Origin of the sequence: Streptomyces sp. NPDC086989 (genome assembly GCF_044745505.1) — a bacterium.
GTDB lineage: Bacteria > Actinomycetota > Actinomycetes > Streptomycetales > Streptomycetaceae > Streptomyces.
This window is the reverse complement of sequence record NZ_JBIVAL010000001.1, coordinates 1-21534: the sequence shown is the minus strand read 5'-3', so window position 1 is coordinate 21534 and position 21534 is coordinate 1. Positions and strand designations below refer to the sequence as shown.

The 21534-nt window shown below is 70.9% G+C and carries 23 protein-coding genes and 1 rRNA gene; 12 read left to right on the top strand and 12 right to left on the bottom strand.

The window, feature by feature from the left end:
* Window positions 1-103: 103 nt before the first annotated feature.
* A complete protein-coding gene (locus ACIPK4_RS00120) occupies window positions 104-1105 on the bottom strand; it encodes an anion permease (protein WP_402307871.1) in 1002 nt (333 codons plus the stop codon).
* Between the two features lie 5 nt (window positions 1106-1110).
* The gene (locus tag ACIPK4_RS00115) at window positions 1111-1731 is read right to left on the bottom strand and encodes a DUF47 domain-containing protein (RefSeq protein WP_402307869.1); all 621 of its coding nucleotides are present in this window, start codon (window positions 1729-1731) and stop codon (window positions 1111-1113) included.
* A 214-nt stretch (window positions 1732-1945) separates the two neighbouring features.
* Between ACIPK4_RS00115 and ACIPK4_RS00110 the strand changes: the two genes are divergently transcribed.
* Complete coding sequence (locus ACIPK4_RS00110; RefSeq protein ID WP_402307867.1) at window positions 1946-2284, top strand: metal-sensitive transcriptional regulator; 339 nt, start codon at window positions 1946-1948, stop codon at window positions 2282-2284.
* A gap of 67 nt (window positions 2285-2351) precedes the next feature.
* Here the strand turns inward: ACIPK4_RS00110 and ACIPK4_RS00105 are convergent, their stop codons facing one another.
* Window positions 2352-2504 carry a hypothetical protein gene (locus ACIPK4_RS00105; RefSeq protein WP_165937309.1) on the bottom strand — a complete coding sequence of 51 codons (153 nt, stop codon included), beginning with the start codon at window positions 2502-2504 and terminating at the stop codon, window positions 2352-2354.
* Window positions 2505-2661: 157 nt separating this feature from the next.
* Window positions 2662-3495 (bottom strand): hypothetical protein, encoded by an 834-nt coding sequence (locus ACIPK4_RS00100; protein ID WP_402307864.1) that lies wholly within the window; start codon window positions 3493-3495, stop codon window positions 2662-2664.
* A 177-nt stretch (window positions 3496-3672) separates the two neighbouring features.
* Between ACIPK4_RS00100 and ACIPK4_RS00095 the strand changes: the two genes are divergently transcribed.
* Window positions 3673-3837: a hypothetical protein gene (locus ACIPK4_RS00095; RefSeq protein ID WP_402307861.1), complete on the top strand. Its 165-nt coding sequence runs from the start codon at window positions 3673-3675 to the stop codon at window positions 3835-3837.
* 147 nt (window positions 3838-3984) lie between these two features.
* On the top strand, window positions 3985-4218 hold the full coding sequence (locus tag ACIPK4_RS00090) for a hypothetical protein (protein ID WP_376199575.1): 234 nt from the start codon (window positions 3985-3987) through the stop codon (window positions 4216-4218).
* Window positions 4219-4506: 288 nt separating this feature from the next.
* On the opposite strand, the gene ACIPK4_RS00085 is transcribed toward ACIPK4_RS00090, so the two are convergent.
* The 5 genes from ACIPK4_RS00085 to ACIPK4_RS00065 all read right to left on the bottom strand — a co-directional run bounded on the left by ACIPK4_RS00085 (window position 4507) and on the right by ACIPK4_RS00065 (window position 9849).
* Window positions 4507-5223 carry a phosphatase PAP2 family protein gene (locus tag ACIPK4_RS00085; protein WP_402307858.1) on the bottom strand — a complete coding sequence of 239 codons (717 nt, stop codon included), beginning with the start codon at window positions 5221-5223 and terminating at the stop codon, window positions 4507-4509.
* Window positions 5224-5438: 215 nt separating this feature from the next.
* Window positions 5439-6443 carry a bifunctional lytic transglycosylase/C40 family peptidase gene (locus ACIPK4_RS00080; RefSeq protein ID WP_054220725.1) on the bottom strand — a complete coding sequence of 335 codons (1005 nt, stop codon included), beginning with the start codon at window positions 6441-6443 and terminating at the stop codon, window positions 5439-5441.
* Window positions 6444-6517: 74 nt separating this feature from the next.
* Window positions 6518-8284 (bottom strand): serine/threonine-protein kinase, encoded by a 1767-nt coding sequence (locus ACIPK4_RS00075; RefSeq protein WP_402307855.1) that lies wholly within the window; start codon window positions 8282-8284, stop codon window positions 6518-6520.
* A 49-nt stretch (window positions 8285-8333) separates the two neighbouring features.
* The gene (locus tag ACIPK4_RS00070) at window positions 8334-9125 is read right to left on the bottom strand and encodes a thioesterase family protein (protein WP_402307852.1); all 792 of its coding nucleotides are present in this window, start codon (window positions 9123-9125) and stop codon (window positions 8334-8336) included.
* Window positions 9126-9240: 115 nt separating this feature from the next.
* Window positions 9241-9849: a LysE family translocator gene (locus tag ACIPK4_RS00065; RefSeq protein WP_054220712.1), complete on the bottom strand. Its 609-nt coding sequence runs from the start codon at window positions 9847-9849 to the stop codon at window positions 9241-9243.
* Between the two features lie 64 nt (window positions 9850-9913).
* On the opposite strand from ACIPK4_RS00065, the gene ACIPK4_RS00060 reads away from it, so the two are divergent.
* Both ACIPK4_RS00060 and ACIPK4_RS00055 read left to right on the top strand, forming a co-directional pair.
* A complete protein-coding gene (locus ACIPK4_RS00060) occupies window positions 9914-10411 on the top strand; it encodes a GNAT family N-acetyltransferase (protein WP_402307848.1) in 498 nt (165 codons plus the stop codon).
* A gap of 10 nt (window positions 10412-10421) precedes the next feature.
* Window positions 10422-11276, top strand: coding sequence for a pentapeptide repeat-containing protein (locus ACIPK4_RS00055; protein WP_402307845.1), 855 nt, complete (start codon window positions 10422-10424; stop codon window positions 11274-11276).
* A 21-nt stretch (window positions 11277-11297) separates the two neighbouring features.
* Here the strand turns inward: ACIPK4_RS00055 and ACIPK4_RS00050 are convergent, their stop codons facing one another.
* Window positions 11298-12083 (bottom strand): hypothetical protein, encoded by a 786-nt coding sequence (locus ACIPK4_RS00050; RefSeq protein ID WP_402307842.1) that lies wholly within the window; start codon window positions 12081-12083, stop codon window positions 11298-11300.
* A 408-nt stretch (window positions 12084-12491) separates the two neighbouring features.
* On the opposite strand from ACIPK4_RS00050, the gene ACIPK4_RS00045 reads away from it, so the two are divergent.
* The 6 genes from ACIPK4_RS00045 to ACIPK4_RS00020 all read left to right on the top strand — a co-directional run bounded on the left by ACIPK4_RS00045 (window position 12492) and on the right by ACIPK4_RS00020 (window position 19713).
* The gene (locus ACIPK4_RS00045) at window positions 12492-12800 is read left to right on the top strand and encodes a hypothetical protein (RefSeq protein ID WP_008742356.1); all 309 of its coding nucleotides are present in this window, start codon (window positions 12492-12494) and stop codon (window positions 12798-12800) included.
* A 79-nt stretch (window positions 12801-12879) separates the two neighbouring features.
* Entirely contained in the window at window positions 12880-13722 is an 843-nt protein-coding gene (locus ACIPK4_RS00040; RefSeq protein WP_402307840.1) for a hypothetical protein, read from the top strand.
* Window positions 13712-15031: a hypothetical protein gene (locus ACIPK4_RS00035; protein WP_402307837.1), complete on the top strand. Its 1320-nt coding sequence runs from the start codon at window positions 13712-13714 to the stop codon at window positions 15029-15031. Before ACIPK4_RS00040 ends, ACIPK4_RS00035 begins: the two co-directional genes overlap by 11 nt.
* Window positions 15028-16590 carry an SCO6880 family protein gene (locus ACIPK4_RS00030; protein WP_402307835.1) on the top strand — a complete coding sequence of 521 codons (1563 nt, stop codon included), beginning with the start codon at window positions 15028-15030 and terminating at the stop codon, window positions 16588-16590. Before ACIPK4_RS00035 ends, ACIPK4_RS00030 begins: the two co-directional genes overlap by 4 nt.
* Window positions 16591-16609: 19 nt before the next feature.
* Window positions 16610-18025, top strand: a complete 1416-nt coding sequence (locus ACIPK4_RS00025) for an ATP-binding protein (protein WP_402307833.1) — start codon at window positions 16610-16612, stop codon at window positions 18023-18025.
* Window positions 18022-19713 (top strand): type VI secretion protein, encoded by a 1692-nt coding sequence (locus ACIPK4_RS00020; RefSeq protein ID WP_402307830.1) that lies wholly within the window; start codon window positions 18022-18024, stop codon window positions 19711-19713. Before ACIPK4_RS00025 ends, ACIPK4_RS00020 begins: the two co-directional genes overlap by 4 nt.
* An 87-nt stretch (window positions 19714-19800) precedes the next feature.
* On the opposite strand, the gene ACIPK4_RS00015 is transcribed toward ACIPK4_RS00020, so the two are convergent.
* Entirely contained in the window at window positions 19801-20355 is a 555-nt protein-coding gene (locus tag ACIPK4_RS00015) for a GNAT family N-acetyltransferase (protein ID WP_400828009.1), read from the bottom strand.
* 39 nt (window positions 20356-20394) lie between these two features.
* Between ACIPK4_RS00015 and ACIPK4_RS00010 the strand changes: the two genes are divergently transcribed.
* Complete coding sequence (locus ACIPK4_RS00010; RefSeq protein WP_402307827.1) at window positions 20395-21216, top strand: DUF3626 domain-containing protein; 822 nt, start codon at window positions 20395-20397, stop codon at window positions 21214-21216.
* 60 nt (window positions 21217-21276) lie between these two features.
* On the opposite strand, the gene rrf is transcribed toward ACIPK4_RS00010, so the two are convergent.
* Window positions 21277-21393: ribosomal RNA gene (rrf, locus tag ACIPK4_RS00005) — 5S ribosomal RNA — on the bottom strand.
* Window positions 21394-21534 lie beyond the last annotated feature (141 nt).

Genomic DNA, 21534 nt, shown 5'->3' with positions numbered 1-21534 from the left:
ACGTCCTGCGGTGCTGCATGGCGGTGCCACCGCAAGGCGAAAGGGCCGGCTCCCCCTGGGTGGGGGGAGCCGGCCCGCTTTCGTTCCCGCGTACCTCGTCCCGCTAGCCGACGAAGGCCAGGTCGACGATCCAGTAGCAGAGCGCGGCGACCAGGGCCGCGGCCGGCATGGTGATGAACCAGCCCAGCACGATGTTCTTGGCGACGCCCCAGCGGACCGCGTTGACGCGCTTGGTGGCGCCCACACCCATGATCGCCGAGGTGATCACGTGGGTGGTGGAGATCGGCGCGTGGAAGAGGAACGCGGAGCCGAACATGATCGAGGCGCCGGTGGTCTCGGCGGCGAAGCCCTGCGGCGGGTCCAGCTCGATGATCTTGCGGCCGAGGGTCCGCATGATGCGCCAGCCGCCCGCGTACGTACCCAGCGACAGCATCACGGCGCACACGAGCTTGACCCAGACCGGGATCGCGTCGCCGTTCTGCTGCACGTCGGCGATGACCAGGGCCATCATCACGACGCCCATCGTCTTCTGCGCGTCCTGGAGGCCGTGGCCGAGTGCCATGCCGGCCGCGGACACCGTCTGCGCGATGCGGAAGCCGCGCTTGGCCTTGTGCGGGTTGGCCCGGCGGAACATCCACAGGATGACGACCATCACCAGGTAACCGACGACCAGGCCGACGACCGGCGAGACGAACATCGGGATGACGACCTTGTCGAGGACTCCCGACCAGATGACCTCGGTGCCGCCGGCCAGCGCCGCGCCCACCATGCCGCCGAACAGCGCGTGCGAGGAGGACGAGGGAAGCCCGAAGTACCAGGTGACCAGGTTCCACACGATCGCGCCGACCAGGGCCGCGAAGAGGATCCACATGCCCGTCTTGCCGGTGGGCGTCTCGATCAGGCCCTCACTGACCGTCTTGGCGACGCCGCTGCCCAGGAAGGCACCGGCGAGGTTCATCACCGCGGCCATCGCGAGGGCGGCGCGCGGGGTCAGCGCGCGGGTCGAGACCGAGGTCGCGATCGCGTTCGCCGAGTCGTGGAAACCGTTGGTGTACGTGAAACCGAGCGCGACACCGATGGTCACGATCAGAGCGAAGGTGTCCACGAGGTTCAGGACTCCTTGACCGCGATGGTCTCCACCGTGTTCGCGACGTGCTCGAACGCGTCGGCCGCCTCTTCGAGCACGTCGACGATCTGCTTGAGCTTCAGCACCTCGATGGCGTCGTACTTGCCGTTGAAGAGCTGGGCGAGCAGCTTGCGGTGGATCTGGTCGGCCTGGTTCTCGAGGCGGTTGACCTCGATCCAGTACTCGGTCAGGTTGTCCATCGTGCGCAGGTGCGGCATGGCCTCAGCGGTCAGCTCGGCCGCCCGCGCCAGCACCTCGATCTGCTGCTCGACGCCCTTGGGGAGCTCCTCCACCTGGTAGAGGACGACCAGGTCGACGGCCTCCTCCATGAAGTCCATGATGTCGTCGAGGGACGAGGCCAGGTTGTAGATGTCCTCGCGGTCGAACGGCGTGATGAAGGAGGAGTTCAGCTGGTGGAAGATCGCGTGGGTGGCGTCGTCCCCCGCGTGCTCGGCTGCCCGCATCCGTTCCGCGATCTCGGCCCGGGCGGAGGTGTCCGCTCCGAGCAGTTCCATCAGGAGCTTGGAGCCCGTGACGATGTTGTCCGCGGATGCGGCGAACATGTCGTAGAAGCTCGTCTCCCTGGGGGTCAGACGAAATCGCACGTGAGGTCCTCGGGGTGCATTGGATTCGGTCAGGCTGATGCTAGGCGCATCCCCCGGCCACGGCTAACCGGCGGTTCCGGGCGGTTCCCCAGTGTCCTCCATCAGGCAGAGTGAGCAGCACGGGCCCCTGCCGCTCCGGCAAGAGCCCAGTACCCTATACCCACGAGGGGTATGCACAGGCATGGACCCCTCGATCCGGACCACGGGAGGACGCATGACTGCCATCGAGGCGGAAGGCTCCGGAGCCGACGTCGCCACCGGTACCGGCCCGGTGCACGGCTACCACCACCAGAAGGACGAGCACCTCAAGCGGCTGCGCCGGATCGAGGGCCAGATCCGGGGTCTGCAGCGGCTCGTCGACGAGGACGTCTACTGCATCGACATACTCACCCAGGTCTCGGCGAGCACGAAGGCCCTCCAGTCCTTCGCACTCCAGCTGCTCGAAGAGCACCTGCGGCACTGCGTCGCCGACGCGGCCGTCAAGGGCGGGGCCGAGATCGACGCCAAGGTCGAGGAAGCGACGAAGGCGATCGCCCGACTGCTGCGTACCTGAGCGTCTGAGCGCCTGCGCACCTGATGAGACCCTGCACACGGGCCTCCGGCCCTCACCGCGGACGCGGCTACAGCCCGAGACCCATCAGGACCTCGTCGATCCGGTCCTGGCTGAGCCGCTCCTCGTCCGCCGCGGACGCCGCGATGATCAGCTCGCCGCACAGTTCGATCTCGGCGAGCGCCACGTGGTCCTGCACCGTCGTACCGCCTGCGGGAGTCACGCGTCACCTCAATCTGCCGTCATCGGTCGTCGGTCATCGGTCGTGGGCGCTCCCTCTCAGCGTAGGGAGGGCGGGGCGCTGTGCGCATGACACGGATGGACCATTTCCGGATACCGGGCCATGGCCCGATCGCGCCGCTCCGGGACCGTCCAGCGGGCTACTCGGCGATCTTCCCGGCGTAAATGTCCCCGGTTGCGGGCAATACGACGGTCACCGGCGTCCCGAACCCGTACAGCAGCGTGGTGGAGGAGACATCGATCACGCCATTGTTGACGTAGCTGAAGCGGTGGCGGACCTTGCGCAGCCGTCCCTCCTCGTCGAGGTACACGTCGAAGGGGACCGTTCCCTTGCTGAACCCTTTCGCCGCTGCCTCCAACGCCCCCTTGACCGCCGGTGAGGCGTTCTTCGCGGCCTGCCCGATGTCGGTGGTCCCGCGGTAGTGGCGCACCTTGGTGCCCGCCACCTCGGTCTCGCCCACGTACGTCGCCTCCTGCACGCCGCGCAGCAGCTCGGCCGCGGCCAGCGGGTCGGTGGCCCCGCCCGTGACGAGGTTCCCGTCCGCGAGGGTCGTCGTGTCCACCCGGACCCACTTGTCGGCGGGCACGCCCGCGCCCCGGTTCTTCATGTACAGGGCCCCGGGGACGAGCAGCTCGGTGATGGGCCGGTGCTCGTCCTTGCCCGCCGCGTCGGCCGGCAGCATCACCAGGAGCTGGCCCATCCGGTTCTTGAAGTCGACCCCGCCCTCGCCGCGGATCGTGACCCGCGTCCCGCCGGTGGCCATCTCCATCGCCGTACGGGCCTGCGCGCTGCCGGTCCTCGCCAGCAGGTCGGCGGCTCCCCGTACGGTCGCGACCGGGTCGGCGGGATGCCGCGCGTCATCCTTGTCCGCGGCTGCGCACCCGCTCATCGCGGCCATGGTCACGGCCACCCCGAGGGCGAGCACCGCCCCACCCGCACGCCCGCGCCGCCGCCTGTGCTGGTGCACCACCATCGCCTGCCAACCCCCAACGCATGACCGCTGCTTGCCCGAGGCCCCCACCCGCTCCGGTTAACGAGGTCCGGGGTTTCCCGTCACGGGCCGCCGCGGCCCCGGCCCCTTGCCGGACCCAGGTACCTTGGTGATGTGGATTCGCACACCAAAGCGTCGCTGGTCCCTCCGCTTGAAGCCGTGCCGCTCCCTCGTCCCACGGAGCGGCCGCCCACCGGGCACACCACGAGCACCGCCGAACGCGGCTCGTTCTGCCTGGCCCTGTGCACCTGCGGCTGGAGAGGCCCGGCCCGCCGCTCCCGCGACCTGGCCCGCAAGGACGCGGACCGCCACCCCTCGACGTAGTGCTGCGACCGGAAAGGCCCACCGGGTCCCAGCACCGGACGGCGCGGCCGGATGGCGCGGCCGGACGGCGCCGGACCCGGGGCCCGTCGGTCGCCCGTTCGGACTGCCCGGCTGGCCGACGCCCCCGGGAGCGGATGCCCTGGATGCATGCCAGGACCCGCAGCCCGCGTCGCCGCCCTCCTCTGGGCCCTGCTCATCGCCCTCACGCCCGCCGCCGCGGCCTCGGCGCGCCCGACGGGCTCGGCGGACGGTCCGGCCGACGTGGCCCTGGCCATCGGGGCGACCGTTCTCGCGGCCGTGGCCACCGGACTGTGGCTGCGCTCGCGCTACCGCCGCGAGGACGACTCCGAGGACCACGGCACGGAGCACGGGGAACCGTGACCCCGCGCCCGCGCCCGAAGGCGGTCCGCCTGTGCTTCGGCGCGGCGTGCCTGTGCCTCCTGGCGGCGGTCCTGATCTCCGTATGGCACACGTACGGCCGGGCGTGAGCCGGGACTAGGCCCTGTCGTCAAACTCCCGTCGTCGCCCGGAGGGCGGCCCCGCGGCGTCTGGTGCGTGCTCTCGGCGCGCCGGGCGGAAGACCGCGTACTGGACGTACTTGGCTTTCGCCCGGTGCGGCGAGAGCGCGTGCCAGGCGTCGCGGGGCAGACGGCAGTTTGACGACAGGGCCTAGGCGGCGAGGTCGTTCTCGTGCGGGAGGCAGGCGGGCGGCGGGGTCTGGGACTGCGCGAGGTCCACCGGGCGGGGCAGGGCCCGGCGCCTGGCGTGCACCAGCCGGCCGACGCGCGGGGAGCGGGCCACCGCCCGCACCAGCGGGGTCAGCAGCGCCATCGCGAGCGGGGCGAGCAGCAGGACGACGGCGGTGCCGAGCGCGAAACCGCCGATGACGTCGGTCGGGTAGTGGATCCCGAGGTACACCCGGCAGAAGCCCTCGGCGAGGGCCAGGCCGATCCCGGCGAGCCCGAGCCTGCGGTTCGCGAGGAACAGGCCAACGCCCAAGGCCATCGCGAGGGTGGCGTGACCGCTGACGAAGGAGAAGTCACCGGGGCCGGTGTGCGGTGCGAGGACGTCGAGGCCGTCGTGTTCGACGAACGGCCTCGGCCGTGCGACGAGCGCACGCACCGGAACGTTCAGCAGGAGGGCGAGCGCGGCGGCGAGCGGCGCCCACACGAGCGCGGCGAACGACTCGGCCGCCGTGGCCTCGTCGGCCCGGCGCATCCCGTGCCAGCACCACAGGAAGAGGAGGACCAGGGCCAGCGGGATCCCGTACGCGCCGACGAGCGCGACGGCCCGGTCGACCGCGGCCGGGGCGTGCCGGGCCAGTCCGTTGACGTCGTACAGCAGGCTTACGTCCACGTTCGGCCCACCACTTGTGAGTCCAGCCATGGCGATGCGGCCCCTTAGCCCTTGCTCGGTTCCCCTCGGGCGCACCCCTGTGTGCGCCCCTGAACCCCCCCGGTTGATCAAGACTGTGTCCATGGAACGCCCGTTCTGAAGCGCACGTTCCACTCTCCACCGAATGATCACGGCAACGTTATCGAAGAGTGACTGATCGTCGCAGCTCAGGGCCCTTGGTTAACGCAGCGTCGCCGACCGCTGGGCTAGGGGGACTTGGCGCCGGCCGTACGGTCGGGCAGCGCCTCGGCGCCGTCCTTCGTGACGCGGGTCGCGCCGAAGTAGTCCGGGGTGTCGATCTTGTCGAAGCGGATCACGGCACCGGTGTACGGGGCGTTGATCATGTATCCGCCGCCCACGTAGAGCCCGACGTGCCGGATCTCCCGGGAGTTCGTCAGATCATCAGAGAAGAACACCAGGTCGCCGGGGAGCAGTTCACCCCGCGAGGGGTGCGGACCGGCGTTGTACTGGTCGTTGGCGACGCGCGGCAGCTCGATCCCCACCGACTCGTACGCGGCCTTGGTCAGCCCCGAGCAGTCGAACCGCCCGTCCTGGTCCGGCGTCCCGTTGCCGCCCCACAGGTACGGGGTCCCCAACTGCTTCTGCGCGAAGTAGATGGCTCCGGCGGCCTGCTGAGAGGGCGCCACCCGCCCGACGGGCCGCGCGAAGCTCTTCTCCAGGGCCCGGATGGATTTCACGTAGCCCTGGGTCTCGCTGATGGGAGGCACACCCCCGGCTTTGATCACGCGATAGGGGCCGGCGTTGTAAGCGGCGAGCATATTGTCGGAGATGTCACCGGGTACGGACGCAACGTCCTTGGCGAGCTGGCAGTCGTAGGACGCCGCCGAGGGGATGGCATCACTCGGATCCCAGATGTCCCGTCTGCCGTCGCCGTTCCCATCGATACCGTACGTGGCCCAGGTTTCCGGGATGAACTGGGCGATGCCCCGCGCATCCGCGTGACTCAGCGCGTCGGCCTTCCAGCCGCTCTCGGTGTACAACTGTGCTGCCAGCAGAGCTGGGTTGAGGGCAGGGCAAAGGTTTCCCCACTTCTGCACCAGCGGCTGGTAGAGCGCCGGAACCGCTCCCTTGACCAGCCCGACGGCGCCCGCCCTGCCCGTGTTCGCGATGCCTGCCGCCGCCGAGTACGTACCGACGACCAGCAGCGCAACGAAGGTCAGGCACACGCCGATCCCGATCCCGCTTGCCATCCAGAACTTGCGCACTCGTCAACACTGCCTCATGACAAGCAGTCTGACAGTGCTTTCGTCAGCCTGACTCGCCACTATTCCACCGGAAAGCCGGTGCAGTAGATGTTGGCGTACTCCTTGACACCCCTGACCCGGTAGAACACCACGGTCCAGTCACCCGGGTCGTTCACGAGCGGGATGGCGGGAAAAGTCTTGGGGTTCCCCTCGTTGTCCACGAGTTTCATGACGAAGTCGTCGGGATACGTGAGCTCCACGCTGCCGCCGGAAGCCTTGTCGGCGAGATCGACGGGCTTGCTGGTGTAGCCGATGCCGTGGTTGTAGTCGCGGACGGATTCGTAAGGCCGCTGTGTGCTCTGGTCGATCTCGTGCGGAGGCTTGACCCCGACGGAGACGGCGTAAGGGGGCTTCTCCGTGTTGTACGGCTTCAGGTACACATGGATCTTGACCTTGCCCGTGACCGTCTTCGCGTCCGGGTTGTCTGCATCGACGACGGAACCCACCAGGAACTCCGCCCGCTCTTCGGCGGGCAGGTTACAACTCCCGCCGCCCGCGGCCGTGCCGGTCCACAGGTCCCGGGACACGGTGTTCGCCTCGATGTGGTCGGGCACCGCCGCCGACCCGGCGCCAGCTCCCCGGGAGGGCGATGCCGAGCTCGAAGCGGCCTGCCCGGGGGAGGACGGCGTGACCGGAGACTGTGCGCCGGACCCGCTCGGCGTGGCCTGCCCGGTCGGCAAGCCCGCGGCCTGCCCGCCACCGCCCGTCCGCTCGCCGCTCTTGTCCGGGATCAGCAGGTACCCGCCCGTGGCGAGGCCGCCCGCCACCAGAGCGGTGACGGCCCACAGCGCCCAGCGCGACGTACGCCACCGCTGCCCACCGCGCCCCCGGGGCTGCCCCGGGTCAGCCGCAGGCACGTAGGTCGGTACATACACCGGGCCGGCCGGGAGCCCCGGGCCGATGGTCGAGGCCAGTCCCGGCAGTTGCGCCGACACCTCCCCTGCCGTCGCCAGCAGCGACGCGTACACGGCGTCCTCGATCAGTGCCGAGTCCACCGCGCAACGCCGAATGATCTCTGCGGGAGCAGGCCTCGCACCCGGGTCCGACACCACGCAGGCTTTGATCAGGTCGGCGAGACCGGGCTCCACGCCCTCGACGTCGATGTCACCGTGCACCGCCCGGAAGTTGACCGCCGTCGGCTCACCGGTGCCGTACGGCGCCCGTCCCGTCGCCGCGTAGGCCATCGTGGCTCCGAGGGCGAACACGTCGGCCGCGTCCGCCACCTCGTTGCGCAGCAGCACCTCCGGCGCCGTGTAGCCCGGGGTGCCCGGGGCGGTGCCGAACTGCGTGAGAGCCGTCTGGGCCGCACCCTTGGCAATACCGAAGTCGATGAGCTGCGGACCCTGCGCACCCAGGATCACGTTCTGCGGCTTGAGGTCCCGGTGCGTCACCCCGTACGCGTGGACGCTCGCCAGCCCCTCGGCCAGCGCGGCGAAGAGCCTGCGGCACGTGGCTGCGGGCAGCGCTCCGAACTCGCCCACCGCATGACCGAGCGTCGGGCCGGCCACGTACTCCGTGGCCAGCCAGAACGGCGGCGCCGCCAGCGAGGCGTCGATCAGGTTCGCCGTGTACGCCGACCGCACCGCCCGGACCGTCTCGGCCTCCCGGCGGAACCGCGCGAGGGCCTCCGGGTGCCCGGTGATCTCGTCCTTGATCACCTTGATGGCCACCAGGCGGCCGCCGGGCGACCGTCCGAGGTACACCTGCCCCATACCACCGGCACCCAGCCGGGCCAGCAGTGTCTGCGCCCCGATGCGGGCGGGGTCGGTGTCTCTCAGAGCCTCCATTCGCACGAGAGTGCCACACCGACTCCGCTGCCCAGGAGGAGGGTTGGACTCAGCGCGGCGCGACGAACAGGCTCTGGGCGCTGCGCCCGATGGGCCCCTTCTCGTCGTGCAGCCGGGCGTCCGCGAGGCCGATCCCGGCCGCGTCCACACTCGTACGGGCCTCCACACAGGCCCATTCGCCGACCGGGTGGCGGTGCAGGTGCACGGTCAGGTCGCCGTTGACGAAGACGTACCGGGCGAAGTCCATCACCGAGCTGATCCCGTTGCCCGAGTCGGCGGCGACCAGCACCCGGTCCAGCGGCCGGGTCTCCTCCCCGGCGATGAGCGCCACCTTCATCCGCATCCAGCAGGTGCCGGGCCCGAGCGAGACGAACGCGCCCTGCGTGAACCGGGTCTCCATCGCCGAGTGGTAGCCGGTCTCCCACGGCACCGGGAAGAACGGCGTCTCCCCCACCTCCCCGGGCGGCGGCAGCTGCGGCGCCGGGGTGACGCCGGGCACGGCCTCCGCGGCCACCCGGATCCGCAGCGCCCGCGCGAGCATCACCGGCGCGGCCCCGACGGGGGCGAGGGCGGCCTCGACCACCTCGGTGCTCCGGCCGGCCCGCAGCACCGAGGTGGTGACCTCCAGCGGGCCGATCGGCACAGGCCGCAGGATCTCGTACGTGATCCTCGCGATCCGCATGTCGTCCCGGGCGCCCTCGCGCTCCTCCACGGCCCGCCCGAGCAGCGCGGCCGGCGGCCCGGCATGCTGCGAGCCCGGGTCCCACGGCCCGCGCGTGTACTCGGTGGCCAGGAACCGCCCGTCATCGACCCGCTCGTAGAACGCCTCGGAGATCGCCATGCCGGCACGCTACCGACAGGTAACCCCGCCCGCCAGGCCTTCCCGGAACAACCCGGCGGGACCCCGGCCCGGCGGGACCCGGCTCAGCGGCACACCGGCCCGGCGGCGCACCGGCTCAGCGCGCGAAGCCCAGTCCCACGCCCAGCCCCACCAGCACCGAGCCGATCGCCCGGTTCAGCGCCTTCTGCGCCTTGAGCATCCGGTCGCGCAGCCGGGAGTTCGAGAAGAACAGCGCGACCGCACCGAACCACCCCAGGTGCGCCGCCGACATGAACAGCCCGTACCCGGCCTGCTGCCACAGCGGCGTCTGCGGATCGACGACCTGCGTGAACGTCGACACGACGAACAGCGTGGTCTTCGGGTTGAGCACATTGGTCAGGAACCCGGACCGCAGCGCGCCCAGCCGGCTCAGCTGCGGCTTGGACTCCAGGTCGACCGTCACCTCGGCCCGCGCCCGGAACGTCCGGATCCCGATCCACACCAGGTACGCGGCGCCCGCCAGCTTGATCGCCGTGAACAACGCGGTGGAGGACGCGATGAGCAGCCCCACCCCGAGCATCGTGTACGAGACGTGCACCAGCACGCCGGCCGCGACCCCGGCCGCCGCGAACAGCCCGGTGGGACGCCCGTACAGATAGCTGTTGCGGACCACCATGGCGAAATCGGCGCCCGGACTGATCACGGCGAGGAGGGTGATGACGGCAACTGCGATCACTTCTGTCATGTACGGATGCTCACCGCACCGGCCCCCGCGATCAACCCGGTTCCGCACGACGAATACTCGGAGCATGAACACGACGCCCTTACCGCTGTCCCTGCGCCCGTTCCGCCCCGCCGACGACGCCCCGGCCCTGCGCCGCTGGATCACGACCCGGGCCGAGCTCGTCACCTGGGCGGGACCCTCCTTCACCTGGCCCCTGGACGACGCCCAGCTCACCGCGTACGCCGCCGAGCCGGACCGCCACACCTGGACCGCGGTGGCCCCCGGCACCACCCCCGTCGGCCACGTCTCCGTACGCGGCACCCGCCTGGGCCGCGTACTGATCGCCCCCGGCGCGCGCGGCCGGGGTCTCGGCGAGACCCTCCTCACGCTCGCCGTCGCCCGCGCCTTCGACGAGCTCGGCCTCACCTCGCTCGACCTCGGCGTCTACACCCACAACACCGCCGCCGTCCGCCTCTACGAGAAGCTCGGCTTCCGTGCCGTGCAGGTACTGGAGGACGTGGAGGAGGTCGACGGCGTCCACTGGTCGGCCCTCCAGATGCGGCTGACCGCCCCGGACCGGTGACAATGGAGGGGTGTCCGCGACCTCACCCTCCCCCGCCTCCCCGGCCTCCCCCGCCTCCCCGGCCCTCCCCGTCCTGCACGCCGACTGCTCGAACTGCTTCGCGCTGTGCTGCGTCGCCCTGCCCTTCGCCAAGTCCAGCGACTTCGCGGTGAACAAGGCCGCCGGAACCCCCTGCAAGAACCTCCAGCAGGACTTCCGCTGCTCCGTCCACACCCGGCTGCGCGACAAGGGCTTCCAGGGCTGCACCGTCTTCGACTGCTTCGGCGCGGGCCAGCAGGTCTCCCAGGTGACCTTCGGCGGCCGGGACTGGCGGGCGCACCCCGGCACGGCCGGCTCGATGTACGAGGTCTTCCCCGTGATGCGGCAGCTGCACGAGCTGCTCTTCTACGTCACCGAGGCACTGGCCCTCCCGGCCGCCGCCCCCGTCCACGCCGACCTGCGCCTCGCCCGGACCGAAACCGTGCAGTGGACCTCGGCCGACGCGGACGCCCTCACCACCCTGGACGTCGGCGCCCTGCGCGGACGCATCAACACGCTCCTGCTGCGCGCCAGCGAGCTGGCCCGCGCCAAGGCCCCGGCCCGCAAGAGGAACCACCGCGGCGCCGACCTGATGGGCGCCCGCCTCGCCGGAGCGGACCTGCGGGGAGCCAATTTCCGCGGCGCCTACCTGATCGCCGCCGACCTCAGCGGCGCGGACCTGCGCCTGGCGGACCTGATCGGCGCCGACTTCCGCGACGCGGACCTGCGCGGGGCGGACCTGCGCGACGCCGTCTTCCTGACCCAGGCCCAGCTCAACGCGGCCAGGGGCGACGCCGCTACCAAGATCCCCGCGACCTTGGCCCGGCCCGCCCACTGGTCCGCGTAACGCATCAGGGGCCTCAGGGCCTCAGGGCCTGATGATGGCCGTCCAGCCCGACGGGCAGGAGAGCGTTCCGGTCACCGTGTAGCCGCACTGGTTCTCGTACACCTCGCCCGTCGTCGTCAGCACCTTCACGAACACCGTGTAGACGGGGGCGGCCGCCGCCGCCGTGGAGGTGGCGGTGCTGACCGACACCCCGCACGCGTTGCGCGGGTGCCCCGGGTTCAGCTGAGTGGTGAGGTCCCGCCAGACGTACGGGCCGACCACCGGCACCGTCGGCCGTACGCCCAGGAACGTCCGCCCCCGGTGCAGTGCGGCACTGAACTCCAGCCCGTTCGCCCCCTGGGCCGTGTCGATGTCCTCACACGGCCCGTGCGGCCCGTGCTCACCCTTCGGCCCCCGGTCACCCTTGGGTCCCTTGTCGCCCTTGTCGCCCTTGGGCCCCTTGTCACCCCGGTCGCCCTTCGGGCCCTGCGGCCCGCGGTCACCCTTGGGCCCCTTGTCACCCCTGTCGCCCTTCGGGCCGCACGAGTTCGCATGCGCCGCCTTGCCGGCCTTCTTGACCATGGCGGTCCTGGCCGCCTTCACGGCCGTCACGGGCTTGCCCTTCGGCGCCTTGGCGGGCAGCGTCCTCACATCCGGCTCCGGACACTTCGCGGCCCAGCCGGGCCCCTCCGCGGTAGCCGCCGTTCCCTGCACGGCGGCCATCGCCGGCACCGAGGCGCAGGTGAGCGCGACCGCCAGCGGCACTGCGAAGCCACCGGCCAGCCACGCCCGCCGGCCGACCCTCGATACGGAACCCCTCGAACCCATCCGTCCACTCCTCGCGTCGTCGTACCCGAACGGCCTGGAGCATCCCCCGCAAACCCCCGGACAGATGGAACGACTGACGGAATGTCGGACGAAGGTCAGCGACTCGGCCCAACGACACGCCCACCCGCTGCGCCGAACGGCCCCGCCCCGGGCAGCCCCCCGCACGGCGAGAGGCCAATCATTGCCCGTGGTCACCCCCCGTGATACACAGAGTGACCGTACGTTCTTGCGCATACCCCACCCGCCCATGCCCAGGTCAGAGCGCGCGGGCGGGCCAAAGGGCGGGAGATCGGGTAAAGAGAGCCGTCAAGTCGACGCACGACGGCGGTTTCATCAGCGAAGATAGTACGTAACCCCTGCCGACGGGCACGGGATACCGGAACTACCCATACAGGGGCGGTGAGTTACATGATCCTGGCAGCCGAAAAGGGCGACATCACCACCATCATCGGCGGAATCGCCCCGAACTGGGGGCCGTTCGGCAGTCTCGGCAACGAAGCGAAGGTCATGATCGAGGTGGTCATGGCCGTCGCGATCCTCCTCTGCCTCGGCATCGCCATCTGGGGCGCGGCCAAACAGCGCATCGGCGCGACCGCCCTGCGCGACACGTTCAGCGCGGAACAGGGCAAGGGCCTGATCGTCGCCGGCCTCACCGGCGTCTTCATCATCGGCTCCCTCGGCACCCTCTTCACCATCGTCTACGGAATGGCCGTCTAGCCGGGCCGCCCACCGGCAGCCGGAGCTGATGAGGACTCACCACACCACCGTCGTACGACGCAGAGGGGGCGGACACGAAATGAGCAACGACGACCAGTACGGCGGTGGCAGCGGCAGCAGCGGCTACGGCGAGATCGGCGGCACGGGCCAGACCCGCACCCGCCTCCCGGAGTCCCCCTCGGACCCGTACGGCCCGCCCCGCCGCACCCCGCGCGCCTCGCGGAGTCTGGTCACGGTGGTCGGCGTGGTGGTTCTCCTGATCGCCGCGATCGCCTTCGCGAACCAGTCGGGCGACACCCCGACCACCCCCTCGACGGACACCCCGCCCACCCCCGCCACCACCCAGGCAACAGGCACCCGTCCGGTGGACGCCAAGAACGGGACGATCCCGAAGGGCTTCGCACACGACGAACAAGGAGCCCAATCGGCCGCCGCCAACTACGCGGTCGCGCTCGTCTCCGCGGACATCCTGAAGCCACAGATGCGGCGCCAGATCGTCCGTCAGGTGTTCGTTGCGGACAAGGTGGCCGAGCTCGAGACCAGACTCGACCAGGCCTATGGCAAGACCTTCCTGGACCAAGCCGGCCTGGACGCGAACGGCAATGCGGCACCAGGCCTCACGTACGTCTCGCGGACCGTTCCGGTCGGCACCAAGGCGACCAAGTACTCCGAGAGCAGCACGACCGTCGACGTCTGGTGCACAGGCGTGTTCGGCACCGCCGGTGTCGGCTCCACCAACCCGGTCAGCAACGACTGGTTCACCATGACGCTGACCCTCCGGTGGGCGGAGAACGACTGGAAGGTCGAGAGCTTCGCCCAGAAGGACGGGCCGGCCCCGGTCCACACGGACCGCATGGCCTCCACGGCCGAGGAGATCGCGAAGGCTGCAACGGATTTCGGAGGGTTCACCTATGCCCGGTAGCCGCACCCTCCACGTCACCGGGGCCTTGGCTGCGCTGCAGACGGCAGCCGTGCTGCTGTCAGCCCGGGCCTTCGCCGCACCCAGTCCGCCTCCGTCGCCCTCCCCGTCCGCCTCGCAGCCCAACGACAACCGGTGTGACCTGATCGTCGGCCCGGCCAAGGACTACTGCGAGCGCGGCAGTGGTGCCGCCGGGGCGCCGAAGACCGGGCTCGCGCCCAGCGATCCCGCCGATGCGCTCAACCCCCTGGCCTCCCTCGCCAAGGGCTGCGCCGACGCCGCAGCCTGGATCGTCACCGAGCTCAGCAAAGCGATCAACGGCACGGCCAACGTCGACTTCACCAACGGCGCCTTCCTCAAGCAGTACGCCATCGTCTTCGCCGCCTCCACCATCCTCACGCTCGTCCTCTGGCTCTTCGCCGTCGCCAAGCGCGCCATCCGCGGCGTCCCCCTCACCACCGCCATCTCCGAAGCCGTCGGCTTCCTCTGGCTCACCGTCCTGGCCTCCGCCTTCACCCCCCTGATCCTCTACACCGTCGTCTCCGCCACCGACGGCGTCACCGAGGTCATCGCCTCGGCCTCCGGCGGCCAGACCGACGTGTTCTTCGGGTCCTTCATCGAGGCCCTGAAGAAGGGCGACTCCATCGGCGGCGGCCCGATCATGCTGATCGTCGTCTCGCTCGTCACGGTCCTCGCCGCCGGCGTCCTCTTCCTCGAGCTCTTCATCCGGGCCGCCCTGCTCTACGTCGGCGCCCTCCTCGGCGTCGTCGTCTACGCCGGGCTCGTCGACCGGAACCTGTGGGGCCACGTCCGCCGCTGGGCCGGCATCATGATCGCCGTCATCCTCGTGAAGCCGGTCATCGTCATCGTCCTCGGCCTCGCCGGAGCCCTCGCCGGCGAGAAGGGCCCCAACGCCTTCTCCGCCGTCGTCTCCGGCCTCGCGATCATCCTCCTGGCCATCTTCGCCTCCGCGATGATCTACCGCTTCGTACCCGGCTTCGGCGACGAGATCGCCTCCGCCCGCTCGAACCGCAGCAAGGCCACCGACGGCGCCCAGGCCGCCGCCGTCATCAGCTCCCCGGCCTCCCTCGTATCCCAGGGCATCAAGACGCACAGCAGCCGCGGCGCCCACCGCGGAGGCGGTGACGGCGGCGGCTCCAGCGCCCCCCGCCCCGCCAACCCCATCTCCGGAGGCGTGGCCGCCCACAGCAGCCGCCCCTCCGGCGGCGGAGGCGGCGGATCGGTCCCCTCCGCCGCACCCGCGCCCCGCTCCGGATCGAGTACGAGGAACACAGGAGGTGACGGGCGTTGACGACCCAGTCCCACCAGCTGCACCCGGTCGCGCCCCGCCGCACGTATCTCATCGGCCGTGCCCGGCCGAACGCGATCGTCGGCAAGAACCGCGAGAGCGGCGAGATCGCCCTGATCATCGTCGGCGCGTTCTTCGGCATGATGAGCGGCCTGCTCGTCCCCGACCTCACCCTGCGCATCGTCACCCTCGCCGGCTTCCCCATGCTCGCACTCGCCGCCGTGTACGTCCCGTACAAGGGCCGCACCTTCTACAAGTGGTTCGAGATCAACCGCAGCTACAAGCGCACCCTTCGCCGCGGCACGACGTACCGCTCCGGCGCCATGGAAGCCGGCGTCCGCGCCTCCGACGGCCGCGAGGTCGAGGTCGGCCCGCCCCCCGGCATCGGCCGGATCAACTGGCTCGCCGCCCCCTTCGGCCCCGACGAGATCGCCGTCCTCCTGCACGCCGACCGCAGAACCGTCACCGCCGCCATCGAGATCGAGGGACCCGGCGTCGGCCTGCGCGACAGCGAGGACCAGGAAGCCCTCGTCGACCGCTTCGGCACCCTCCTCAAGCACGTGGCCAACGGCGACGGCTTCGTCACCCGCCTCCAGATGCTCGCCCGTACCCTCCCCGCCGACCCGGACGCCCACGCCAAGGACGTCGCCCAGCGCGGCGACGCCAACGCCCCCGTCTGGCTGCGCGACTCCTACGACCAGCTCCAGTCGATGGTCTCCACCTCCTCCGAGCAGCACCGCGCGTACCTCGTCGCCTGCATGCACTACACGCGCGAACTCGCCGCCGAGGCCCACACCATCGCCCGCGCCGGCACCCCCCACAAGGGCCGCAAGCTCGACCGCGACGCCGGCCTCGCCATCGTCATGGCCCGCGAGCTCACCGACATCTGCGCCCGCCTCGCCGAGGCCGACATCCGCGTCCGCCAGCCCCTCGGCCAGGGCCGCCTCGCCTCCCTCGTGCACTCCATGTACGACCCGGACCACCCCATCGACCACATCCAGGCCATGACCAAGCGCAACGCCTGGCCCGCCGAACTCGACGCGGTCGAACCCACGTATCTCCAGGCCAAGACCCGCGAGTCCTCCACCCGCGCCCCCTGGTGCCACGCCACCGCCTGGGTGAAGGAGTGGCCGATGACCCCCGTCGGCGTCAACTTCCTCGCACCCCTCCTCGTCCACACCCCGGACGTGATCCGCACCGTCGCCGTCACCATGGATCTGGAGCCCACCGAGGTGGCCATCGAGCGCATGCTCACGGAGAAGACCAACGACGAGGCCGACGCCAGCCGGGCCGCCAAGATGAACCGCACCGTCGACCCCCGCGACATCGCCGCCCACGGCCGGCTCGACCAAAGAGGTGAAGATCTCGCCAGCGGTGCGGCGGGAGTCAACCTGGTCGGGTACATCACGGTGTCCTCGCGTTCCCCGGAAGCCCTGGCCCGGGACAAGCGCACCATCCGCGCCTCGGCCGGCAAGTCGTACCTGAAACTCGAATGGTGCGACCGCGAACACCACCGCGCCTTCGTCAACACCCTGCCGTTCGCCACCGGCATCCGACGCTAGCTGGAGGGAAGTGCCGCCCATGCGAGATCCCATGTCCGCTCTGACGGACGCCTTCACCAGCTTCCTGTTCGGCAAGGTCGAGACCACGCGCCTGCCCGTCCGCACCTCCACCGGGCAGGCGCAGGCCGTCTACCTGCCCACCGCCGCCCCCGGCCTCGGCGACTCCGGCGTCATCATCGGCCGCGAGGTCTACAGCGGCAAGGGCTACATCTACGACCCCTTCCAGCTGTACGGCCAGCAGCTCCCGGCCCCGCACTGGCTGGTCCTCGGCGAGTCCGGCAACGGCAAGTCCGCGCTGGAGAAGACGTACGTACTGCGCCAGCTCCGCTTCCGCGACCGCCAGGTCGTCGTCCTCGACGCCCAGGGCGAGGACGGCGTCGGCGAGTGGAACCTCATCGCCCAGCAGCTGGGGATAACCCCCATCCGCCTGGACCCCATCGCCGCCAACGACGACGGTATCCGCCTCAACCCCCTCGACCCGGCGATCACCACGACCGGCCAGCTCGCGCTGCTCCGGACCATCATCGAAGTCGCCATGGGCCACGGCCTCGACGAACGCTCCGGCTTCGCGCTCAAGGTCGCGCACGCCTACGTCGTCGACACCATCCGCGACCGCCAGCCGGTCCTGACCGACATCGTCGAGCAGCTGCGCCACCCGGAACCCGAATCCGCCCACGCGATGAACGTCGACATAGACGATGTGCGGGCCTGGGGCCTCGACGTGGCGCTCGTCATCGACCGCCTCGTCGACGGCGACCTGCGCGGCATGTTCGACGGCCCCACGACCGTCGGCATCGACCTCGACGCCCCCCTGATCGTCTTCGACCTCTCCCACATCGACCGCAACTCCATCGCCATGCCGATCCTGATGGCGATCGTCGGCGTGTGGCTGGAGCACACCTGGATCCGCCCGGACCGCAAGAAGCGCATCTTCCTCGTCGAAGAGGCCTGGCACATCATCAACAGCCCCTTCGTGGCCCAGCTGTTCCAGCGCCTCCTGAAGTTCGGCCGCCGCCTCGGCCTGTCCTTCGTCGCCGTCGTCCACCACCTCTCGGACGTCGTCGACGGCGCGGCCGCCCGCGAGGCCGCGGCCATCCTCAAGATGGCCTCGACCCGCACGATCTACGCCCAGAAGGCGGACGAGGCCCGCGCCACGGGCCGGGTTCTCGGCCTGCCCCGCTGGGCGGTGGAAATCATCCCGACCCTCACCCCCGGCATCGCGGTCTGGGACGTCAACGGCAACGTCCAGGTGGTCAAACACCTGATCACCGAGGCGGAACGGCCCCTCGTCTACACCGACCGCGCGATGACCGAATCGTCCGCCCCCCAGCTCCCGGACGACCTGCTGGCCGCCGAACTGGAAGCGGAACAGCGTGCCCTCCTCATGGAACGCCACCGCAACGGCGGCCCGGGCTCGGCGACCACGGTGGCATGACCATGCGCGACGGCGACCCCGGACGCCCGGGCGGCATCCCCGACGGCGTCCTCGTCGGCCTCCTGGCCTTCCTCCTCGGCCTGGCGGCCCTGGTCTGGACGTCGACGGGCCTGGCCGCGCTCTTCGCGAAGGGCTCCTGGCCGGCCACGGTGACCTTCACCCGCACCCCGGGGGCCGTCCGAGCCCTGATAACCCAACCGCACGACGTCCCGGGAGCGTGGCCGGACACGGACCCGGCGGCCCTCTCGGGCTGGGGCCTGTTCTGGGGCCTGTTCATCAGCCAGCTGCTGATCCTGTTCGTCCTGACGGTCTTCGCGATGGGCGTCATCGCCCGCACGAAGTCCCGCTCCGGAACCGCCAAGCCCGCCCCGGCATCCGAGGCGCCGGGCGTCCCGCCCGCGCACACCGGCGGCGGGCCCGGGAACGGAGTCCCGGGCCGGTCCGGACATGCCGCCCCGCCCCCGCTGCCCGCCCCTGCCCGGCCGGCGTTCGACGAGCCGGGGCCCGGAGCCGACGCCTCCGGCACCTCCCGTCCGGCCGACCCGGCCACCCTGCTCAACGCGGGCCGGCCGGTGCCCGCGGGCACAGCCCCCGGCAGCACCCGCCCGGCGCCCACCCCGAACCCGGCAACGCTCCCCTACCCGGCCCCGGAAGCCCTCCCGGCTCCGGCGACCAGCCCGGCCCCGCCGACGCTTGAGGCGTGGGGCCCGGGAGGGAGAGACACCGGCGGTCCGGGAGGGAGAGACACCGGTAGCGACACCGGCACCGGCCGCATGGCCTACGGCAGCCCCGCCGTCCGCCACCCCCTGGCCGCCCAGGCCCTCGCGTCAGCCGAAGGCGCGGCCCTCGTCCTCACCTCCTCCCCCGCCCTCTGGGCCGAGACGAAGGACGCCCGCGCCAAACTCGGCCCGGTCCTCCTCTACGACCCCTCGCACCTGTGCGACACCCCTGCCCGCATGCACTGGAACCCCACCGATGCCTGCGCCGACCGCGACACCGCCGCCGCCCGCGCGATCGCGCTGCTGGCCCCCGTACGCCCCCAGGCCCGTATGGACGCGGCCATCGCCGACACGGCGGAAACGCTCCTGCGCAGCTGGCTCCAGGCCGCCGCCCTCGACGACCGCCCGTTCAAGCAGCTGCACCGCTGGGCCCAGGGCAACAGCGCCCAGGACCCGGTGCGCATCCTCCGTACGCACCCGCGCGCCGCCCCCGGCGCCGCAGGCGAGCTGGAGAGCGCCCTCACCGCCCACCCCGAACGCCGTGAACAGGCACAGCACCTGACGGCCCGTGCCCTGTCCTGCCTCACGTCGATCCACATCCGCGAGGCCTGCAACCCGAACCGAACAGATGCACTGACCCTGGCATCGTTCGTCTCCGAAGGGGGCACCCTCTACGTGGTGGGCGAACCGCTGGAGGACCCCCGCACCCACCCGGGTGCGATGCCCCTGCTGACCGCACTCACCGCGAGCGTGGTCGAGCACGGCCGCCGCATGGCCGCACGGTCATCCCACGGTCGGCTCGACCCACCACTCACGCTGGTCCTGGAGGACGTCGCGGCCGTGGCCCCGATCCCCCAACTCCCGGAACTCCTCCAGGAGGACACCCTCCCCCTGCTCGCCCTGTGCCGGAGCCGCGAACAGGCCCGCTCCCGCTGGCCCGAGGCCGCCTTCGAACCGACCCACCACTGACTAAGGGCTGTCCCGCAATCCCCGGCGGGCGCGCGACGCCGGCTACGGGCACCTCGCCGCGTTGTCGGAACGCCCGGATACAAGCCCTTAGGGCCGCGGAAGCACGTACTCCAGCTCCGTGGCATCCGGATCCCCCGGCACCGGCAGCACCTGCCCGGTCGCCCGGAACCCGAACCGCCGGTAGAAGGCGTCGGCCCGCCCGTTGTTCTCGTGCACGAAGAGCCGTACCCGCTCCAGCGCCGGCCCCTCCAGCGACCAGGCCCAGTCCAGCGCGGCCGTGAACAGGGCTTCGGCCACCCCGGTGCCCCGCTCCTCGGCCCGTACGTACACGCCCACCAGATGCCCCTGGGTCTGCTCGACGGCCTGCTCGAAGAAGTCGGTCGTCCCGCCCTCCTCGACCAGGACGGTCACCGAACCGACCCACTCTCCGTCCGCGGCCTCGGCCACGAACTGCCGCGCGTACCGCCCCTGCGAGGCCCTCAGCGCCCGGTCCTGCCAGAACTCGTCCGGCCTGGCGTCCGCTTGGGCCAGGGTCTCCAGGAAGGCCACCGGCGCCGCCGGATCCTTCAGGGCCTCGATCCGCAGCTCTTTGACCTTCTGCCATTCGTCCGCCCGCACGGGGCGCATCACATGATCACTCATGAGCCGCGATCCAATCACAGGCTGGTGCAGACTGCATCCATGAATCCCCACACCCGGGCTCTGCGCCACGTCACCGCCCTCTCCTCGGGTCCGCCGCTGGACCCGGCCCTCCCGGTGACGCTCAACTTCCATCCGGACCGCCTGTTCGGCGACCGGCAGGTCCTCACTGCCCTGGCCGAGGACGGCGTGTACCGCTCGCAGTTCGTCACGGGAACCAGCAACGGCGGCCTCACCGCCCATGCGGGCGGAGCACGCTGGCTCTGGGAGAGCCGTATCTTCGGCGGCGCCTACGACGAAGCGCCGGCGGATGCCCGCCCCGTCTACGGGGCCCTGAACTTCCGCGGAAGCCCGGTAGGCGCCGCGCCCCGCTTCGGCTCCGCGCACTTCCGTCTCACCGCGGACGCCCTGCCCCGCACCACGTTCTGCTACCCGGACAGCTACCTCGAACCGGAGTCCTTCGGCGTCGCGGACCGCATGTCGTTGATCGCGCTCGCAGAGGCCGACGACCAGGACGCCTTGGACGACTACATCGAGGCGCAGGTCCACGCGCCGGTCCGGCTCGACCGGGATGTCGCCGCGCTCGTACTCGACCCCAGCCATCGCGACACCGATGTCGAGGCGGCCGCCGAGAAGCTCCCCTGTGCCATCGAGTGGCACGCCGGCTTCCACCTCACCGTCGACGAACTCCGCCGCTACCCCGACTACCGGGGCCAGGCGTACGTCGACCTCGGGGCGGCGATCGCCGTCGCAGGCGTGCTGACCCCGCGCGTCATCGGCGATGCTGCCCGCTCCGGCCGGTACGACGAGCAGGCGCTCAAGCGGGTGTGGCACTACCTGGCCCGATACGGGCAACGCGCCTGAACGCAGAAAAGCCCCGCACCGAGCCGGTAAGGGCTGGTGCGGGGCTTTCCCACAATGATTGTTCGGCGGCGTCCTACTCTCCCACAGGGTCCCCCCTGCAGTACCATCGGCGCTGAAAGGCTTAGCTTCCGGGTTCGGAATGTAACCGGGCGTTTCCCTAACGCTATGACCACCGAAACACTATGAAATTCGAACGCTGGCTGCAATCACAGCTGTTCGTTATTTCAGAACTAACACAGTGGACGCGAGCAACTGAGGACAAGCCCTCGGCCTATTAGTACCAGTCAGCTCCACCCGTTACCGGGCTTCCACATCTGG

Excerpts from the sequence above, each read along its gene's own strand:
- ACIPK4_RS00100 (WP_402307864.1), bottom strand. The coding sequence starts at position 3,495 with ATGGTGGTGCACCAGCACAGGCGGCGGCGCGGGCGTGCGGGTGGGGCG.
- ACIPK4_RS00010 (WP_402307827.1), top strand. The coding sequence starts at position 20,395 with ATGAATCCCCACACCCGGGCTCTGCGCCACGTCACCGCCCTCTCCTCG.
- ACIPK4_RS00065 (WP_054220712.1), bottom strand. The coding sequence starts at position 9,849 with ATGACAGAAGTGATCGCAGTTGCCGTCATCACCCTCCTCGCCGTGATC.
- ACIPK4_RS00045 (WP_008742356.1), top strand. The coding sequence starts at position 12,492 with ATGATCCTGGCAGCCGAAAAGGGCGACATCACCACCATCATCGGCGGA.
- ACIPK4_RS00070 (WP_402307852.1), bottom strand. The coding sequence starts at position 9,125 with ATGGCGATCTCCGAGGCGTTCTACGAGCGGGTCGATGACGGGCGGTTC.
- ACIPK4_RS00025 (WP_402307833.1), top strand. The coding sequence starts at position 16,610 with ATGCGAGATCCCATGTCCGCTCTGACGGACGCCTTCACCAGCTTCCTG.
- ACIPK4_RS00085 (WP_402307858.1), bottom strand. The coding sequence starts at position 5,223 with ATGGCTGGACTCACAAGTGGTGGGCCGAACGTGGACGTAAGCCTGCTG.
- ACIPK4_RS00040 (WP_402307840.1), top strand. The coding sequence starts at position 12,880 with ATGAGCAACGACGACCAGTACGGCGGTGGCAGCGGCAGCAGCGGCTAC.
- ACIPK4_RS00015 (WP_400828009.1), bottom strand. The coding sequence starts at position 20,355 with ATGAGTGATCATGTGATGCGCCCCGTGCGGGCGGACGAATGGCAGAAG.
- ACIPK4_RS00050 (WP_402307842.1), bottom strand. The coding sequence starts at position 12,083 with ATGGGTTCGAGGGGTTCCGTATCGAGGGTCGGCCGGCGGGCGTGGCTG.
- ACIPK4_RS00110 (WP_402307867.1), top strand. The coding sequence starts at position 1,946 with ATGACTGCCATCGAGGCGGAAGGCTCCGGAGCCGACGTCGCCACCGGT.
- ACIPK4_RS00075 (WP_402307855.1), bottom strand. The coding sequence starts at position 8,284 with ATGGAGGCTCTGAGAGACACCGACCCCGCCCGCATCGGGGCGCAGACA.
- ACIPK4_RS00020 (WP_402307830.1), top strand. The coding sequence starts at position 18,022 with ATGACCATGCGCGACGGCGACCCCGGACGCCCGGGCGGCATCCCCGAC.
- ACIPK4_RS00060 (WP_402307848.1), top strand. The coding sequence starts at position 9,914 with ATGAACACGACGCCCTTACCGCTGTCCCTGCGCCCGTTCCGCCCCGCC.
- ACIPK4_RS00035 (WP_402307837.1), top strand. The coding sequence starts at position 13,712 with ATGCCCGGTAGCCGCACCCTCCACGTCACCGGGGCCTTGGCTGCGCTG.
- ACIPK4_RS00090 (WP_376199575.1), top strand. The coding sequence starts at position 3,985 with ATGCCAGGACCCGCAGCCCGCGTCGCCGCCCTCCTCTGGGCCCTGCTC.
- ACIPK4_RS00080 (WP_054220725.1), bottom strand. The coding sequence starts at position 6,443 with ATGGCAAGCGGGATCGGGATCGGCGTGTGCCTGACCTTCGTTGCGCTG.